This window comes from Frankia sp. R43, assembly GCF_001306465.1.
In the GTDB taxonomy this organism is placed as follows: domain Bacteria; phylum Actinomycetota; class Actinomycetes; order Frankiales; family Frankiaceae; genus Parafrankia; species Parafrankia irregularis.
Genome location: NZ_LFCW01000004.1, coordinates 662,094 through 679,031 on the forward strand (window position 1 = coordinate 662,094; position 16,938 = coordinate 679,031).

Genomic DNA, 16,938 nt, shown 5'->3' on the forward strand with positions numbered 1-16,938 from the left:
TCGGGGCGGCTGACTGACTTTCGGGGCGCCTGGCCGCCACCGACGAGTTGATCCTCACCAGGGCAGGCGGCAGGCTCTCGGAAACGTCACACCGGGCTGGCGGCGAAGCCTTTTCAGAGAGGTACCTATGACAGACCTGGGGATTGAAGGACCGCGGTTACACCGGTCGGGCCGCGGCGGCACGTTCCGTGCCGTAGTCGGTGTGCGTGTCGGTGCGCTGGTGGTCGCGGCGCTGCTGCTGCCGGTGCTCGCGGCCTGCTCCGGCTCGATCACCGGCGAACGCCCCGACTCGGCCGGACGGACGTCGTCCGAGCACGGGAGCGACTCCGCCGAGACGACGGCGGCACCGACCGCGGTCACCCGGACGACGCCACGGGCGGACGGGCCGGCGGCGGACCTCGCCACCGAGCTCACCGGCGGCAACGGCGTGTTCATCGGGTCGCCGACGCCCGCGGACCTGGAGCCCGCCGGCTACGTGCAGCACGAGTACGTCGCCGCCGGCACCGCCACCTCCTACCGCTCCGAAGGGGAGCTGAGCTCCGACGGCCGGTGGACCTTCACCCCGGACGGCTCCGCGCCCTACCGCACCCGGGTGCTGGTGCGCCGGCCGGCGCAGACCGAGCGGTTCAGCGGAACCGTCGTCGTCGAATGGCTCAATGTCAGCGGCGGTGTGGACGCCGACCCGGAGTGGACCAGCCTGCAGGAGGAGATCACCCGGCGCGGTGACGTCTGGGTCGGCGTCTCGGCGCAGCGCATCGGCATCCTCGGCGGGCCGGTTCTGGTGACCGCGCCCGGCGCCGAAGGCATCGCCGGGCGGGGCCTGCGCGCGATCGACCCGGCCCGGTACGGGACGCTCACCCATCCCGGTGACGGTTTCTCGTTCGACATCTACACCCAGGTCGCCCGCGCGGTCGGCACCGGCGCCGGGCTGGACGGGGCGAAGCCGTCGGTCATCGTCGCGGCCGGCGAGTCGCAGTCGGCGGCGGCACTCGTCACCTACATCAACGGCGTGCAGCCGCTCACCGCCGAGTTCGACGGCTTCTTCGTGCACAGCCGCGGCGCCGCCGGGCTGCCGCTGGTCGGTGCCGACCAGCCGGCCGACCTCGCCGGTGCCCTGCAGGGCGCGCCGACGGCCCTGCGCACCGACCTGGACGCCCCGATCCTCAACGCGCAGACCGAGTCCGACCTGCTCGGCGTGCTCAACTCGTACAAGGCCCGCCAGCCTGACAGCGAGCGGTTCCGGCTCTGGGAGGTCGCCGGCACCGCGCACGCCGACGCGCACCTGCTCGGCCCGAACGCGGACAAGATGAACTGCGGCGTGCCGATCAACAACGGGCCGATGCACGTCGTCGCCAAGGCCGGCCTGCGGGCGCTCACGACGTGGATCACCACCGGGAACGCCCCGAAGGCCGCCCCGCTCATCGAGGTGACTCCGGGCGCGACTCCGCAGATCCGCCGGGACGCCGACGGCATCGCGCTCGGTGGCATCCGCACCCCACCGGTCGACGTCCCGGTCGCCGCGCTGTCCGGCGCGCAGGGCCCGGACCCGTCGGTGCTGTGCCTGCTGCTCGGCTCGGCGAAGCCGCTGCCCGCCGACCGGCTCGCCGCGCTCTACCCGGACCGGGCGACCTACCAGCAGCGTTACGACGCCGCCGTCGACAGCACCGTCACCGCCGGCTACGCCCTTCCGGAGGACCGCACCGCCCTCGCGGCCTTCGCCGAGCCGGACAGGGTCAGCTAGGGGATACGGACGGCCATCGTCGGCCTCACCCGGCTGGCTGCCCTCGTTCTGACCCTCCCCGGTTGGCCGGGAATCCGGCGTTCACTCACGCGCGCCAGCCGGGAGGGTCCCCAGCGCTTTGTGTCCAGCCGTTGTGGCGGATGCCATAAAAACGACTCCGATAGTAAAAACGAATATCTTCGTGCTTATGCTCCCGACGTCGAGCTTCTACGAGGTGTCGAGATCGGGAGGTCGGATGCACCCGGAACCGCGGCACGTCCGCCCGGCAGGTGACGCCGGGCCCGGCACCGGGGGCGGCGGGGGCGGCGGGCGGGCCCGTCGGCACGGCGCGCTGGCCACCGACAGCCGGCTCGGCCTGCTGGCCGCCCTGCGAGCGGCCGGCCGGCCGCTCGACGCCCGGGAACTCTCCCAGACCACCGGGTTCGCCGTCTCCACCGTGCGCTTCCACCTGGACGTCCTGGTCGGAGCCGGCCTGGTCAGCGCCCGGCCGGAACCCCGTTCCGCCCCCGGCCGACCGAGGGTGACCTACTCACCCGTCGCGGCCGGTGCGACGGCCACCGACCCGGCCGACGACGACGGCGGAGCCGGCTACGAACACGAACAGCTGCTGTTCGTGCTCGCGGAGAACCTGGCCGACACCCCCGCCGAACGTGCCCGGATCGCGCGCCGGGCCGGACAGGCCTGGGCCAGCCGACAGGTCGAGAATCCCCCGTCAGCCCCCGCCGTAGGACCGGACGCCGGCCCGGGCTCCGGCCCGGCGGAACAGGCACGCACGGTCGACCAGACGACCGCTGTCGACCAGGCGGCCGCGGTGTTCGCCGAACTCGGCTTCGATCCCGAAGTCGAACCAGCCGACGCCCCGGGTGCCCCGGGCACCCCGGGGGTGGGCCGGCGGATGCTGCTGCACTCCTGCCCGTTCCGGGCCGTGGCGGCGGCCCACCCCGACGTCATCTGTTCGGTGCACGCGGGCCTGCTCTCCGGCCTGCTCGAACGACTGGGCAGCCCGCTGGTGCCGCGCGTCGTGCCGTTCGTCGAACCAGACCTGTGCATCGCCCACCTCGATGCCCCGCCGTCAGCAGGGCCGGCCTTCGACGGCCCTGCTGACGGCTCCATCCCGTCCGGGCTTCTCCCCTCATCCATCCCGGACCCATCCACCCCCTCAGGTTCCGTAGCCGGCGGAACCGGGTCAGGAGGACGACTCGTGCTCTCCATCGAATCGGCCGCCGTCGTGCGCGCCACCGCCCCGGTCGTCGCCGCCCACAGCGTCGAGATCACTTCGGCGTTCTACCCGCGGCTGTTCAGCGCGCATCCCGAGCTGCTGCGCCTGTTCAACCAGGGCAACCAGGCCAACGGCGACCAGCGGCGGGCGCTGGCGGCCTCGGTGGTCGCCTACGCCACGCAGCTCATCGACCCGCAGGCCCCGTCGTTCCAGCCCGTGCTCGAGCGGATCGCCCACAAGCACGCCTCCCTGGGGGTGCTCCCCGAGCAGTACACCGTCGTCGGCCGGAACCTGCTCGCCGCCGTGGGCGACGTGCTCGGCGACGCCGTCACACCCGAGATCGCCGCCGCGTGGGACGAGGTGTACTGGCTGTTCGCCTGCCAGCTCATCGCCGAGGAAGCCCGTGTCTACCAGCGGGCCGGGGTGGACCCGAGGCACATCTGGCGCCCCTGGGAGGTCATCCGCCGCACCGAGGAGACGCCCGACGTCATCTCGCTGCTGCTACTCCCCGCGGACGGCCAGCCGGCACCGCCCTGGCAGGCCGGGCAGTACGTGTCGGTCGCCGTCGACCTTCCGGACGGACGACGCCAGCCCCGGCAGTACACCATCTCCACAGCTCCCGGACGGGCCGGGATGCGCCTGACCGTCCGCCGGGTGCGTGGGGCGGACGGAAACCCGGACGGGGCGGTCTCCTCGTTCCTCCACGACAGCGTCGACGTCGGCACGACGCTGGACGTGAGCCAGCCCTTCGGGGACGTCGTCCTCGACGACAGCTTCGATCCGCTGCTGCTGGTCAGTGCGGGAATCGGGATCACTCCGATGGTCGCGATGCTCGACCACGTCACCCGTACGCGGCCGGACCGGCGCGTCGTCGTCGCCCACGCGGACCATTCCCCGCGGTCCCACCCGGTGCGCGACGAGGTGCGGATGCTGGGCCGCCAGCTGCGCGGGTTCGAGCAGCTCGCCTGGTACGAGCAGTGCGACGAGGCGCCCGAGCCCGGGGTCGAGGCCGGCCTGATCGACGCCGACAAGCTTCCGGTCCCGGACGGCGTCCGGGCCTACCTGTGCGGGCCGCTGCCGTTCATGCGGGACGTCCGGGCCAGCCTGGTCCGCCGTGGCGTGCCCGCCGAGAACATCCGGTACGAGGTCTTCGGCCCCGACCTGTGGGCCGGCCAGCTCTGACACCGGCCCCGGATCAGGCGATCCCGTCGATCACGGCCTGGACCCTGCTTCGCAGACCCTCGGGAAGCGGCGCGTAGCCGAGTGCGGCGGCCGCTTCCTGACCTGCCGCGGAGGAGACGTAGGTCAGGAAGGACCTGACCAGCGCGCTCTGGGAGGACTTCAGGCCCCTGGTACAGACGATCTCGTAGGTCACCAGGTAGACCGGGTAGGCGCCCGCCGTCATGGCGGAGTAGTCGTTCGCGAAGCTGAGATCACCACCGGTGCCGGTGATCCGCGCCGAGCTGAGGCCCTCCGTCACACCGTCGGTGGAGACGTCGGTGAACTCGCCGGCGCCGTTCTCGATTCTCGCGGTCTGAAGATCGGCGGTCTCCGCGGACGCAAGATCGAGATAGCCGACGGAGTTCGGTGTGTTCCTGACGGCCACCGCGAGGCCGTCGCTGCCTTTCGCCCCCTCACCGCCGGGGGCCTCCCAGCCGACGCCCGAGCCGTACGTCCAGGCGTCACCGGCGGCGGCGTCCAGGAACGTTGTCAGGGTGTCGGTGACGCTGCCGCTGTCCGAGCGGTGAACACCTTGTATGGCCGTGTTGGGCAGTTTCACACCGGGGTTGTCGGCGGAGACCTCCGATGAGTTCCAGACGAGGATCTGGCCGGAGAAGATCCCGGCGAGCGTGGCGGGAGACAGGCGCAGCCCGTCCACACCGGGCAGGTTGTAGACGATCGCGATCGGCGTGACGGCCATCGGAAGCTCCGCGGCGACGCCACCCGTGCAACGTGCGTCGGCCCCGCGCTTCTGGTCACCCTCGAGCATCGAGTCCGAGCCCGCGAAGTCGACCTGCGCGGCGGCGAACTGCGCACGTCCCGAGCCCGAGCCGGTGGGCTGATAGGTGATCGTCGCGCCCGAGCAGTGGTTCTGGTAGTTCGCGATCCACTGATCCATCGCGTTCTTCTGGGCGGTGGATCCCTGCGCGACGATCGCTCCGGTGGCACAGGAGACATCAGACAGGGAGGAGCCTCCGGGCGTGGACGAGGAGGACGCCGCTGAGGTCGCCGTTACTCCACCCGGGGTCTCGGCCCGCGCACCCCCCTTGTCGTCATCGCCCGTGCGGACGACTGCGAGCACGACCACGAGCGTGAGGACGAGACCGGCCGAGGCCAATGCCCCGAGCAGCCGACCACGGGACCGACGGCTCCGGACTGGGACTGGGCCGTCATCCGACTCCTGATGGAGCGGACGAGGCGGCGGTCCTGGTAACGACGGCGGCGCCGAGACCGGCAGCGTCTCGTCGGACGCCGCGGAAACCGCCGCCTCCGGAACCGGCGGCCCGGCGACGGACGGCCCGGGAGCCGTCGGCCCGGGAGCAGGTGCGGGGGTGGCGGTGGGGTGGGGTGGGCGGCCGCCGACCAGTTCGAGGAAGAGGTCGTGTGCGGTCGGGCGCTCGGCCGGGTCCTTGCGCATCGCGCGTTCGACGAGCGGCCGCAGGCCCGCGTCCAGGCCCGTGAGGTCCGGTTCCTCGTTGACGGCCCGGAAGAGGATCACCGGGGTGGGCCCCTCACCGTAGGGCAGCCGCCCCGTACCGGCGAACAGGAGCACGCCGCCCCAGGCGTAGACGTCCGCCGCGGCCGTCACGGGCTGGCCGAGAGCCTGCTCGGGGGCCATGAAGGCCGGTGTGCCGATGCCGCCCTGGGTCATCATCGTCGTCACGTCGAGGGCGCGGGCGATGCCGAAGTCGATGACGCGCGCCCCGGACGACGACAGCATGATGTTGCCCGGTTTGAGGTCACGGTGGACCACGCCGGCGGCGTGGATCGCGGTCAGCGCCGAGGCGACGGCCACCGCGAGCCGTTCCAGCTCCGTGATCGGCAGCGGGCCCCGCTTCCGCACCGCGGTCGACAGGTCGGGGCCGTCGATGAACTCGGTGACCAGGTAGGGGCGCCGGCCGTCCACGCTGACGTCGAGCACCTCCGCGGTGCAGAACCTCGCGACCCGCTGCGCGGCGTGCGCCTCACGCAGGAACCGCTCGCGGAACTCGGGCACCCGCGCGAGGTCACCGCGGATCACCTTCAGCGCGACGGGCGGGCTCTGCCCGTCACGGCGCGCCAGGTACACCGTGCCCATCCCGCCACCACCGAGACGGCCCAGCACCGTGTACGGTCCGACGGTTCGCGGGTCGTCGTCGTCCAGCGGATCCATATCCGGTACGTCCACGGCACGCCCCCTCGAACCGTCCATCACCAGGACGGACCCTACTGGTGATGGTGGTGCCACTCATCCGGCACGAGGTGGTGGGGCCCGGTCGCGTTCGAGTGGATGCTCGTCCGTTGCCGCGTTCAGGCTCGTCACGCTCCGGACCAGCGGTAGGTTGCTGTTCGTGTCCGAACTCGATCCCACTGTTTCCACACCTGCCGAGGCACTCGCGGTCCTGCAGGAAGGCAACGCGCGTTTTGTGCGGGGCGAACGGCTGCACCCGAACCAGGACGCCGACCGGCGATCGGCGGTGGCGCCCAGGCAGCAGCCGTTCGCCGTGCTGTTCGGATGTTCCGATTCCCGACTGGCAGCCGAGATCATCTTCGATCGAGGGCTGGGAGACCTCTTCGTGGTCCGGACCGCCGGGCATGTCGCGGGTCCCGAGGTGCTCGGCAGCATCGAATACGGCGTGGGCGTGCTCGGCGCGCCCCTCGTCGTCGTTCTCGGACACGACGCGTGTGGCGCCGTCACCGCGGCGTCCGAGGCGGATCGTGACGGGAGCGCGCCGGCGGGCTATATCGGGGACCTCGTCGAGCGGGTCATGCCAAGCGTGCTGTCCGCGAGGGCAGCCGGGCACACCGACATCGACGCGTTCGTGCACACGCACATCCGGCGGACGGTGGACGGCCTGGTCGGCCGGTCAGTCCTGCTCGCGACCGAGGTCGCCGCGCGACGTTGTGCGGTGGTCGGCCTGTCCTACCAGCTCGCGGGGGGCACCGTCAGCGTGGTCAACAGCCATGGACCGGTGCCCGCGGCCTCCCGATGACCCGCGCCGCTCCGGGATGGATACTCGTCAGTTCCGGTGCGTGCCTGTCAACGGGCGGTGAATGTGGTGGTGGTGCGGCGTCCGTCCTGGGCCGGTCGGCACCGCCGGGATCTCGGGACGCCGGCTGACCGGGCCACCTTCGCGACGTTGCACACCGCCTCGCTGGCCGCGCCGCACCTGCGCGCCGGGCTGACCCGGGACGGGGCGGTCCGCTCCGTCCGGCATCTGCGCACGCTGCTCGGCACCGACGCGGTGGCCCTCGTCGACACCGCCACGACGCTGGCGTGGGACGGTTCCGGCGGTCACCACGCACCGGCGGCCAGCGGGCACGCCCAGCCGGTGCTGCGCGGTGGTCGCACGCTGGTGCTCGGGCCGGCGGAGATCGCCTGCGGCGACGCGGCCTGCCCGCTGCGCGCGGCGGTGATCGTGCCGGTGACCAGCGAGGGCCAGGTCGTCGGCGCGCTCGCCGCCTACGCGCCGGACGTCGGTGCCAGCCTGGTGCGCGCGGCGGTGGAGGTGGCCCGCTGGGTGTCCGCGCAGATAGAGCTCGCGGAGCTGGAGGCGTCCCGGACGCGGGCCGTCGAGGCGGAGCTGCGCGCGCTGCGGGCGCAGATCAGCCCGCACTTCGTCTACAACTCGCTGGCCGCGATCGCGTCGTTCGTGCGCACCGACCCGGAACGGGCCCGCGAGCTCCTGCTGGAGTTCGCCGACTTCACCCGGTACGCCTTCCGGCGCGGCGGTGAGTTCACCACCCTCGCCGACGAGATGCGCAACATCGAGCGCTACCTGGAGCTGGAGAAGGCCCGCTTCGGCTCCCGGCTGCGCGTGCAGGTTCTCGTCGCGCCGGAGGTGCTGCCGGTGGTGGTCCCGTTCCTGTGCGTGCAGCCGCTGGTGGAGAACGCCGTCCGGCACGGGCTGGAGGGCCGGTCCGGCGTCGGGAAGGTCTCCCTCGGTGCGACGGACGACGGCGCCCAGGCCCACATCTGGGTTGAGGACGACGGCGCCGGCGCCGACCCCGAGGTGATCCGCCGCGCCCTGGCCGGCGACCCGGCCGGCGACTCGATCGGCCTCGGCAACGTGGACGCCCGGCTGCGCCAGGCCTTCGGCGACGACTGCGGGCTGGTCGTCGAGACGGCCCCCGGCGCCGGGACCAAGGTCAGCTTCCGTGTCCCGAAGTACGCGCCTGGCGTCCGCCCCGACTGACGCTCACCCTGTTCGAGGAAAGGCAGTCGGCGCGGCGGCAGGATGGACGTCACACTCCGCCGCTGCGGCGTTCCGTGTCGTGCATGAGGTCGGCGATGAGGATGTCGAGCAGGTACTCCTCGTGGACGGCGACCCCCGTGCGGCCCATCGCCGTGGCCAGGTCGGGATCCCACGGAGTCGCGGCCGGGCTGCCCGCGAGCGGGACGCCCCCGGAGGCTTCGACCCCTCCCGCCGCCCCCAGGTAGTCGCTCGCGGACAGCCTCCACGGAACCGCTCCCAGCGCGAGGACGCGCCCCGCGATGGCGATCCCTGGCCAGTCGAAGTCCCCGTGGTAGCGCACCGGGACACCGCCAAGGACGAGGGCCTGTACCAGCCGTGTCCCGACCTCCGCTGGGCTGCCGGAGAGGCAGATCAGCGGAGCCGGCGCCCCGGCCCGGGCAGCGGCCTGCAGAACCTGCGGGTTCTCGCAGATCGACACCGTCTGCTCCGGTGAGCCCAGGGCGGCCTCACCGGCGCGCCCGAGTTCATGCAGCGTGAGGTGGGTGACGAGGCCGAGGTCCCGGCGCTGGCGCATCATCGCCGACCAGGCGTCGTCGCCAGGTGGCCGAAGCGACCAGACCAGGACCGTGCCGGACACGCCGTCGGTGGCGACGCCGAGGGCGTGCCACAGCTCGCGCCGCTGTGCGGAGGTCAACGGCGCCGGGCGGCCTGAGGCGATCGCCGCGGCCCGAAGAACGGCCGCCGCCGTGAGCCGCGAGTCGTCCAGGCCATGAGCGTCACCTGTCGTCGCGGTCGCGAGGGAGGCGATCTGCCAGCCTACAGGGTCGTCACCGCCGAACGGTCCGGCCGACATCGTCTCGGGGCCCGTCTCCAGGCCCGTCCTGAAGCCTGTCCTGAGGCCCGTCGCCGACGTGCGGGCCAGCAGTCCGAGGGCGCTGGCGGCGCAGGCCAGGGCGCGGCCCGCGGTGTCCGCTCCGGCGCGCGTCAGAATGCCGGTGCGCCTCAGATCCGCGATCCAGCCCGAGACCCACGGGGCCCCGGCGAGGCCCGCGGTGGCCAGCGCCTCGTCGAGCCCTCGCCAGGCCTGTGCCCACTGCTCGTCGGTGGCGCGCCGCGCGGCGGTCCGGTCGTGCAGGGGGCGGCCGTCGAGGTGCTCCAGAACCGACACCAGGCCCCGACCTGCCTTCGAACGCCGCAGCGCGGCGTCGAGTTCGGCGAGTCCGACGGGACGCTTCGGCCCGGCCGTGACACGGACGCCCAGCAGCCCGGACAGCTGCGCGGCGGCGGTCTCGTCCAGGTCCACTTTGAGGGTTCCGGTCGCCTGCAGACCGTTGCGCTCCAGTCGGGACCGTGCCGCGACCCACAGGGGCCGCAGCACGGGCGCTTCGAGATAGGACTGCACCTGCGCGGGCAGTGCCGCTGAGGGCGGGGACGTCATGCGGAGTGGAGGAAGTGGCGGTTACGGCCGTCCCAGCGCACGTGCACCGTCGCGGCCGGGCCGCCGCCGTCCTGGCGGCAGATCTCGTAGATGTCCAGGGCAGGCACCTGCGGCACGCATCCCCACAGCGCGTGGCCGGTCATCGCGAAGTCGACGTCGAGGCGGACCAGGAGACCGAGCAGCTCGGCGATCGTCGGATCGTCGACCTTGGCGAAGGCGTCGTCGAGCAGGATGAGCCGCAGTGCGGTGGCGGTGTCGTCGAGGCCCGACAGGTACGCGTCGACCGCGGCGAACAGCGTCACGTAGGAGACGAACCGGGTCTCGCCCTGGGAGAGCTTCGCACGCCGGCTGATCCGGCGTTCCTGGCCCGGCTCCGGCCCGGTGATGATGACCTCCACGGTGTGCCAGGTGCGGTAGTCCAGCGCCTTCCGCAGGAACAGGGCGTATCCGGCGTTCGGTTCGGCGAGCGCCTCCGCGGCGACCCTCTCGCGCAGCAGCTCGAGCAGCTCGGCGTCCTGAGCCTGGCTGCGAATCGACGCGGCAGTCATGACGAGCTGCCTGATCCGGCTGACGGCGGCGTCGTTGTCCGCGGCGAGCTTCCAGGTGAGCCGGACGCCGATGCCATGGCTGGTCTGGATGGACCGCAGGCTGCGGTTCATCGCGGTGATGAGGTCCTCCGCCTGGTACAGCCGACCGCGGAGCTCCTCCCCGACCTCACCGAGGATGAACTCGGTGAACACCCGCTGTTCGCGTTCGGTCAGTGCCTCCCGGCCCTGGTCGCATTTCCGCGCCAGGTCGGCGGCGGCCTCGACGAGCGGCCGGCGGCCGTCCGCGTCGGCCAGTTCGTAGAGCAGGACCTCGCTGTGCCTGGTGACGATCACCTCGTAGCTGGCTGCGATCTCCCGGTCGAACACCTGTTGGGCACGGATCAGCGCGTTCTCCTCGATCCGCGACCTGCGCAGGCCGGCCAGCAGCGCGGCGGCGTCCGCAGCGACGGCCCCGGCGGTGTGGTCGGTGAACGGTTCGGCGGGCTTCGCCGTGAACGCGGAGGCGACGACACCGGGTTGCCCGAGCTGCGCCCGCACGGCGTCCACCTGCTCGGCGAGGGCGGCCTGCTCGTCGCGGACCTTCTGATCGGCGTTGTCGGCCTGCGCGGCCGCGGTCGCGGCGGTGCTTCGCAGCTCGCCGACGGCCGCCTCCGCGGCGCCGAGTTCCCGCTTCGCCGCGACCTGGCCAGCCTCGATGGCCTTGAGCTCCTCGAGGACCCGCGCGGGGTCGGCCCCCAGCGCCCGCCGGAGTGCCTCGATCCGGGTGTCGCCGGCGTGCCACTCGTTCCAGGCGAGCTCCGCGTCGCCCTCGGCCCACCCCCGCGGCTCGGCCGCGGCCGCCAGGGCGCCCACCGCCCGCTGGTGTCGCTCCGCCAGACCGGTGAGGACGTCGACCTGGCCGATCACCGCGACGCAGGTGCCGGCCGCAACGGTCGCGGCACGCGCCAGGTCGGCCAGTGAGTCGGCGTCAACAGGCAGGCCGAACTCGGCGCAGGCGGCGCGATGTGCCTTCTCGCTCTCGGCCAGCGCGATGGCCCGCCGGTCGGCCTCCGCCCGCAGTCTGGCGGCCTTCGTCGCGGCCTGGGTCGCCTGCCGCTCCTCGGAGGCCGCCCGGACCCGGGCGTCGCTGAGCGGCTTCGACCGCGGTGCCGACCGCAGGTGGCCCCGGATCGCCTTCTTGCGCTCCTCGACGCGGGCGCGCTGTTCCGCCCGCGCCTGCGCCGCCGCGGCCAGCTCCTCGAGCTCCGTGCCGATCTCACGCAGGCGCTGGACCCGGTGGGCCTCCCGGGCGGCGGCGCCGATGTGCCGTGCGGCCGGAACCGCGTGGCGGCCTCGCAGCGGGCCGTTCGCCCAGCTGCCGTCGGGCGCGACCCACATGGCGGCGGACGGGTCGGCCAGACCGATCCGCCCCAGCAGCGCGCTGATCACCCCGGGATCGATCGGTCCCGCCGGGTCGGGCACCAGCTTTGCGGCCACGGAGACGGCGGCCCGGGGGCCGATCGGCGAGACGAGCAGCTGGCCGCTGGTGGCGGTCAGCTGGCCGCGGGCGTCGATGGTGGCGGTCAGCAGGCCCGAGGCGAGCATCGCCGCCTCGATCCCGGCCTGCTCGTCTGCGGACTGGCCGGGTGCGAAGTCGACGCACTGCCACAGGGCCGCGCCGCGAGGGGCGGTGACCCAGAACGGCTCGAGCGGCGGATCGTCGCGGGACGCCTCGAGCTGCCGCCTCTCGGTGACGAGCAGCTCGACCGCACGCCGGTCCGCCGTGTCGTCGGCGTCGAGCCGATGCAGTTCGCCCGCCAACCGGTCGCGGGCACCGGCGGCGGCGTCGTCCGCGGCCCGGTCGAGCTCGGAGAGGTCGACCGGGCCATCCGCCTCGGTGCCGCACAGCACCAGTCGATCCAGCAGCAGTGGGCCGAGGGTCGGCTGGGCGGACCAGTCCACGTCGCCCAGGAGATCTCCCGTTCCGGGATCCCCCAGCCAGGCCCGCCAGCGCTCGACGAGGCCGACAGCCTCTCGGTCGCGCTCGTCGGCCTCCTGCTCGGCGCGGCTCGCCGCGGTCTCCGCCTCGACGGCCGCGTCGTCCGCGGTCTCCACGGCCCGTTGAACGCCGGCCCGGTCGTCGGACAGCCGCCGGGCGTCCGCGGCGCGGCTGGTGGCACGCGCGGCCCGCAGGTCCGCGGCCTCCCGCAAGCTGCCCGCCGCGGCCCGCAGGCCGATCAGATCCGGCGGGACCAGGCGCGGCACGTCCGCCGCCGGCCGGAGCGTCGGGACGGGCGGTGCATCCCGACGGACGCGGACCAGGTCGCTCCGTCGCTCCGGGGGCGTCCGGACCAGACCGATCGACGCGGGCAGCTCATGGGCGGTGAGCCGCACCCTGGTCAGCTGGTCGCGGGCCTGGTCGATCCGCTCGGAAAGCTCGTCGACCGCGCTCGACATGTCGGTGAGCAGGGCGTTCGCCGCGCCGGCCAGCTCCACCTCGCCCTCCCGGCGCAGCTGGGCCAGCTCCAGCTTGGCCCGGGCGGTCTCGGCGAGCGAGCTGACCGTCGCACTCAGCTCGGTGAGCTCCTTCGCCCCGCGATAACGGTCCGACTCCTTGAGCGCGTCCAGCGCCGCCGCGAGCTCGGAGACCTGGTCGGCCAGGAGCTGACGCCGTTCCAGCGTCTCGAGGAGCTCGGAGTCGAGGCCGGTGGCGATCTCGCGCTTCCGCACCGCCTCGGCCTCGGTCTCGAGGCAGTTCGCCGCACGCTGCCTGGTTCCGGTCAGCGACCGGGTCAGCACCCCGGCCAGGTACCTGCGGTAGCTGTCGAGGAACCCCACGACCTGCCCGTGGGCGGCTTCGAGCCGCTTCTGCTCGTCACGGGTGCTGGTCAGGCCGTCGAGCTGCTGGCCGGCGTCCGTCAGTGCCTCCTCGGACAGCGGCGGCAGGGCGTCGGAGACGATCTGCGGGAGTCTGCCTTCCTCGATCCGGTTGCCGACGTCCGGGGAACGCAGGGTGTGCAGGAGTTTCATCAGCCCGTTGAAGCGTTCCTTGCCGGCATCGCCGCCCGCCAGACCGAAGACCTCGGCGCGTACCCGTTCGCGGTGCGGCTCGGGTCCGTCGCTGATCCGGTCCTCGCCGACGGCCTGGCCCAGTTCCTTGCGGCCGCGCGGCTTGCGGTCCGCGGTGAGCAGCGACAGCTCGTGCCCCACCCGCAGTGCCGTCGTGAAGTACCAGACCTTGGCTTCCTTCGTGCTCGCCGAGAACCGGACCAGGGCTCCCAGGGTCAGGTACCCGCTGGCCGGGTCCTCGTCGGCCTCGACGTCCCGACGCAGTTCGAGCCACATGTAGCCGAGGCGGTTCGTCTGCTCCCCGGCACCGGCGGTCATCAGGTCCTCCATGCGGACCGCCGTCCCGGTGCCCATGTTGCGCCGGTCCGCGTCGAGGAGGAACGGCAGCAGCATCTCGAGCGCCCGGGACTTGCCCGAACCGTTCGTGCCGCGGAGGATCAGCCGGCCACCCGAGAGGTCGAACGTGTTGTCGTAGTAGTGCCACACATTCACGAAACCGGCGCGGGACAGCCGCCAGCGATAGGGATGACGCCTGATCGGTGTCGGGCCGAACCTGTCCTCGGTGCCCTCGGTGAGGGCGAGGGTCTGCTGCATCACAGCTCCAGTTCCGGGTGGTACGCCGCCTGCCCGTCACCGAGGCGGCGGGCCGCTCGGGTCGGCCGCGCGGTGTTCGGCTGGGGTCGGTAGCGGGCGGCGGCTGGATGGATCACCAGCCCGCCGGGCAGGATCGACGCCAGGCCGACCTCCGCGAGCGTCGCCGCGATCTTCTCCCGTAGGTTCCGGGGGTCGTCGAGCATGGCCGAGCTCCATGCCTTGCCGTACTGGGACGACAACCGGGCGAGCGTCGCCTCCACGTCGGGCCAGCCAATCGCCAGACCGGCGACCGCGCGCCCGTCGCGCAGCACGGCGGTGTCGCCGGGCCGCGGCTCCCGCTCCGCGAGCAACGCGCCGACCAGAAGCAGCGCCGCCTGCCTGATCGTGCCCGTGCCGGGAAAGGGCTCGTCCGTCAGCGAGCCGGTGGCGTCGTAGGCGAGCGCGCCCTCCGCGCGCACCTCCAGGGTGAGGCCGAAGTTCTCGGCCAGCGCCCGGGTCAGCTCGGAGCGTTCGCGGGAGAGCACGTCGCGCTCGGCGTCGGTGAGATCCTCACGGCGGACGAGCGGGCTTTCCACCAGCCGGCGGCGCAGCGAGCGCCGCGGCTGCTCAGCCGCCGGTGGGTCGGGCGCGAGCAGCTCGTCCGGGGTGACAACACCCGTCAGCGAGCGGGCGAGCAGGTGCGGCAGCTGGTTACGGGCGACATGGAGCAGGGCCTCCTCGATCTGCCGTTCGCCCCAGGCCATGGCCGTGCCGTCGGCCTCGATCAGCACACCCCAGCGGACCAGCAGCTCGACCGCGGTGACCAGGGCACGGCGCTCCGGCAGCGTGTCGCCGATGGGCACGCCGATGGTCGCCGCGTCCGCGCGCACCTGCTCGATCAGCGCGGAGATGAGGATCATCTCGCCGGTTCCGGGAGCGAGCAGCGCGGCGCAGAGCAGAGCCAGATGGGTGTAGGTGACCGGAGCGAACGGACTGTTGTCGCGGCGCCGCGCGGGCCGGGAGGGTGCGCCGGGTGCAAGCGGCCCCTTGAACAGGCGGGCGAACGACGCCTCGACGACGAGCACATAGCCCAGCTGCGCCTTGAACATGCCGCGCAGCGCGGGGGCGTGCAGGCGGACGAACGACAACTCGTCGGGATGCGACGCGGCGGTCAGGACTGGATGTGCCAGCAGCGCACGGGCCGCCTCGACTCGTTCCCGGGCCGAGCTGGCCGCGGTGCCCGTCTCGGGTGTGGGCCTCATGCGCTCGCCGCCGTGCGCGCCCGGCCGGTGCCGGCGAGCGGGACGACCGACAGCAGAAGGCCGTCAACCGTCAGTGTTCCGTCGTCACCGTTGATCACCGTCAGCTGGCCGGGTGCCGGGACGCCGCGCAACGCCAGCCCCAGATCCGAGGCGTGGTGGTCGGCCTCCGTCTCACCGCCGGCCGTGGCGCTGAGCACCGGGGGTAGCAGCTCGAGCAGCAGGTCCCGGGCGGCTCGGCTGAGCCGGCTGCGGTGCAACGAGCCGGCCGCGAGCAGCTCGGCGGCCGCCGCCTCCCGGGCCTGTGCACGTTCCCGCGCCGCATTCATCAGCAGATCGGTCTGCTCCTTCGTGTCGGGTACCCGGGACGCCCGGCCCCGCACCGTGCGATCACCGCGCTCCCGCAGCGACACCGGGACGTCAACGGGCGCGGCCACCCACCACGACGTGCTCGGCCCAGCCCGCAGGTCCTGCTCCTCGGGCCCGAGCAGCAGGTGGCGCGCCGGATACGCGCCGAAAGCCGCGTCGAAAAGGAGGTGCGCGGTCTCGCTGTCCGCGCCGTGGAACCAGCCGGCGAGCTTGAGCAGGTCGGCACGACGCGAAACCCCGGTCCCGGATGCGGCGAGCATCCGCTTCGCGTTCGCGATCAGCTGGCCGAGCGCCTGGCGCGCCGCGACGCGCAGCTGTTCCGGGCCGGAACGGACGCTCGACGCCCCGTACCACGCGGCGAGTTGCTCCCATTCCGCTCGGGTACGCCCTGGCAGACGTTCAACGACGATCAGTGCATCGCCCGTCGCCGGTGGCTCGGGCAGGTTCTCGAGCAGGGTGTCGATGAGGGACGGGGAGAGCAGCGTCTTCAGCCGGCCGAGGATCTCCGGCGCGTTCCGTGAGACGTCGGCGCCGATCAGGTCGACATAGTCGAGCAGGAGGTTCTTGAACTGGGCGTATTCCTCACCAGCGAGGTCATAACGGGTCAGGACGCCGGACAGGTAGGCGTAGAAGTCCGTGACGGACTCGTGGAACAGGCGGTGGTCGTTGAACACACCGGTGACCTGGCCGGCAAGCAGCTCGGAATCGATCGGCCGCTCGCGGTAGGAGAGCTGCAGAAGAATCAGCCGCAGGGTTTCCGAGACACGCGCGAGCAGTTCCCGCGCGACCTCCCGAGCGCCCTCCGTGGCCCGCATGATCTCCTCGGCCTCGCGGTGGAGCCGGCCACCCAGCTTCGAGACCTGATATCGGGATCGGGAACGGTGGTACGCGGCGACCGTGCGCACGCGTGTCTCACGTACGGACGGCACCAGGTTGCCCCAGATGACCAACTGCCGGCACCGGGTCTCGACGGCGTCGGCATCGAGCTCATGGCCGCGTTCGACCAGCTGCGTGGCGACCTCGGCCGCGGACAGGTCCGCGAGCAGCGTCTCGCTGAAGAGCCGCATCACCGCCATGTAGTCATCGGCGGCCTCGGCGGTGAGGTAGCTGAACAGCGCGCGCCTGGCCGCCGCGTCCTGCACAGCGGTTTCGTCCTCTGCTCCGCTGCCCCCGTGCTCCTCCACGATCCCCCCTCGGAGTGGTTCGAGAGGACGGTAACTCGCGGATCCGACATTTCCGTGTGTTCCCAGGTGGTCCTGTACGCCATCGCGCGACGCCACGAGATCACGGCCACTGGGACACGGGCTGGCAGAGATCGCCTGCGACGACTCGGCCAGCCCGCTGCCG

The 16,938-nt window shown here is 72.8% G+C and carries 9 protein-coding genes; 4 read left to right on the forward strand and 5 right to left on the reverse strand.

Annotated elements, in window-relative coordinates; all coding sequences use genetic code 11:
• Nucleotides 1–127 precede the first annotated feature (127 nt).
• Together ACG83_RS20100 and ACG83_RS42550 are read left to right on the forward strand one after the other, a co-directional pair.
• Entirely contained in the window at nt 128–1,741 is a 1,614-nt protein-coding gene (locus tag ACG83_RS20100; RefSeq protein WP_235498035.1) for an alpha/beta hydrolase domain-containing protein, read from the forward strand.
• A 235-nt stretch (nt 1,742–1,976) separates the two neighbouring features.
• Nucleotides 1,977–4,142 carry a globin domain-containing protein gene (locus ACG83_RS42550; protein WP_161934778.1) on the forward strand — a complete coding sequence of 722 codons (2,166 nt, stop codon included), beginning with the start codon at nt 1,977–1,979 and terminating at the stop codon, nt 4,140–4,142.
• Nucleotides 4,143–4,155: 13 nt separating this feature from the next.
• Here ACG83_RS42550 and pstS read toward each other — a convergent pair whose 3' ends face one another.
• On the reverse strand, nt 4,156–6,348 hold the full coding sequence (gene pstS, locus ACG83_RS46790) for a phosphate ABC transporter substrate-binding protein PstS (protein WP_369812902.1): 2,193 nt from the start codon (nt 6,346–6,348) through the stop codon (nt 4,156–4,158).
• A gap of 163 nt (nt 6,349–6,511) precedes the next feature.
• On the opposite strand from pstS, the gene ACG83_RS20115 reads away from it, so the two are divergent.
• Nucleotides 6,512–7,153 (forward strand): carbonic anhydrase, encoded by a 642-nt coding sequence (locus ACG83_RS20115; protein ID WP_054567942.1) that lies wholly within the window; start codon nt 6,512–6,514, stop codon nt 7,151–7,153.
• A 66-nt stretch (nt 7,154–7,219) separates the two neighbouring features.
• The gene (locus tag ACG83_RS20120) at nt 7,220–8,356 is read left to right on the forward strand and encodes a histidine kinase (RefSeq protein ID WP_152991451.1); all 1,137 of its coding nucleotides are present in this window, start codon (nt 7,220–7,222) and stop codon (nt 8,354–8,356) included.
• Between the two features lie 49 nt (nt 8,357–8,405).
• Here the strand turns inward: ACG83_RS20120 and ACG83_RS20125 are convergent, their stop codons facing one another.
• The 4 genes from ACG83_RS20125 to ACG83_RS20140 are packed head-to-tail and all read right to left on the reverse strand — an operon-like array spanning nt 8,406 to nt 16,775.
• The gene (locus ACG83_RS20125) at nt 8,406–9,794 is read right to left on the reverse strand and encodes a TIGR02679 domain-containing protein (protein ID WP_054567735.1); all 1,389 of its coding nucleotides are present in this window, start codon (nt 9,792–9,794) and stop codon (nt 8,406–8,408) included.
• Entirely contained in the window at nt 9,791–13,984 is a 4,194-nt protein-coding gene (locus ACG83_RS20130) for a TIGR02680 family protein (protein WP_054567736.1), read from the reverse strand. The genes ACG83_RS20125 and ACG83_RS20130 overlap by 4 nt, the downstream gene beginning before the upstream one ends.
• Nucleotides 13,984–15,225 (reverse strand): TIGR02678 family protein, encoded by a 1,242-nt coding sequence (locus ACG83_RS20135; RefSeq protein WP_054567737.1) that lies wholly within the window; start codon nt 15,223–15,225, stop codon nt 13,984–13,986. Before ACG83_RS20135 ends, ACG83_RS20130 begins: the two co-directional genes overlap by 1 nt.
• Nucleotides 15,222–16,775 carry a DUF2397 domain-containing protein gene (locus tag ACG83_RS20140; protein ID WP_054567944.1) on the reverse strand — a complete coding sequence of 518 codons (1,554 nt, stop codon included), beginning with the start codon at nt 16,773–16,775 and terminating at the stop codon, nt 15,222–15,224. Before ACG83_RS20140 ends, ACG83_RS20135 begins: the two co-directional genes overlap by 4 nt.
• Nucleotides 16,776–16,938: the final 163 nt, after the last annotated feature.